This window comes from Hydrogenivirga sp. 128-5-R1-1 (genome assembly GCF_000171895.1).
The window spans coordinates 1-1437 of record NZ_ABHJ01000357.1; the positions used below are offsets into that span (position 1 = coordinate 1).

Genomic DNA, 1437 nt, shown 5'->3' on the forward strand with positions numbered 1-1437 from the left:
TAAGAGTTATACTTGTAAAACTTGCTGATAGACTACATAATGCAAGAACTTTTGAATTTTTACCTCCTCATAAACAAATAGAAAAGGCAAAAGAAACACTTGAAATATATGCTCCTCTGGCTGCAAGACTTGGACTGTGGAATATAAAGAGTGAGCTTGAAGATATATCATTTAAATATCTTTATCCAGATGAATACAAAAAAATAGTTTCATTTTTAGCTTCAACAAAATCAAGGGAAGAAAAATACTTAAAAGAAGAAGTTGTTCCAATAATAGAAAATGAACTGAAAAAGCATAATATAAATGCCAAAATACAGTTTAGGACAAAACATCTTTACAGCATTTATGAGAAAACTCTGAGAAAGAATGTAAAGTTAAGTGATATTTATGATATAAATGGAATTAGAATATTAGTTAATAATATAAAAGATTGTTATCTTGTACTTGGAATAATACATTCAACCTTTAAACCTGTACCTGGAAGATTTAAGGATTATATATCACTTCCAAAATCCAATTTGTATCAGGCACTGCATACAACCGTAGTTGGACCTAAGGGAAAATTTGTTGAAATACAGATTAAAACCCATAAAATGCACAAAATAGCAGAAGAAGGGGTGGCTGCCCACTGGAGATATAAAGGAGGAGAAAAATTATCAGAAAAAGATTTGCAATCTTTTGTATGGTTGAAAAATTTATTGGATTCAATAAAAGAAAATCCCTCTTCTGAACTGATTGAAAATGTAAAAAATGATTTGGGAAATGAAGAAATTTTTGTGTTTACACCAAAAGGAGATTTAGTAAAACTGCCAGTTGGGGCTACACCTGTAGATTTTGCTTATAACATTCATACTCAGGTTGGGCACAAATGTGCAGGGGCAAAGGTAAATGGAAAATTAGTTCCTTTGAATACACAATTAAAAAGCGGTGATGTTGTAGAAATAATTACATCTCCAAATAAAAAACCAAATAGAGATTGGCTTAACTTTGTAGTTTCTTCTAAAGCAAAATCAAACATAAAAAGCTATCTTCATAAACTTGAAAGACAAAAATCTATAAAGTTTGGAGAAAAATTAATTGATAAATTACTGAAAAGAATTGGAAAGTCTTTAAAGTCTTTAACAGATGAAGAGAAAAATTTACTGCTTGAAAAATTTAACTTTAAAACCTTTGAAGATTTTCTTTATGCACTTGGAGATGGCAAAATTTCTTTAAATAAAGTTTTTAAGGTCTTTAGACCCTCTAAGCAAAAATTCAAACAGAAAAGTCAAGAAAATAAGCAAGAGACAGAAGCTAAAATTGAAGTAGATGGTATTTCTAATTTAATGTGTAAGATTGCCAGCTGTTGTAGACCTATTCCAGGTGATGATATTGTAGGCATAGTGACAAAAGGAAAAGGTATATCTATACATAATAAAAATTGTGATAATGTACTGA

Annotated in this window: 1 protein-coding gene; it reads left to right on the top strand. The window is 29.6% G+C overall.

The annotated features are described in order from the left end of the window. Positions 1-1437, top strand: a 1437-nt coding sequence (locus HG1285_RS01660) for a RelA/SpoT family protein (protein WP_008289339.1), incomplete at both ends; no start/stop codon positions are given.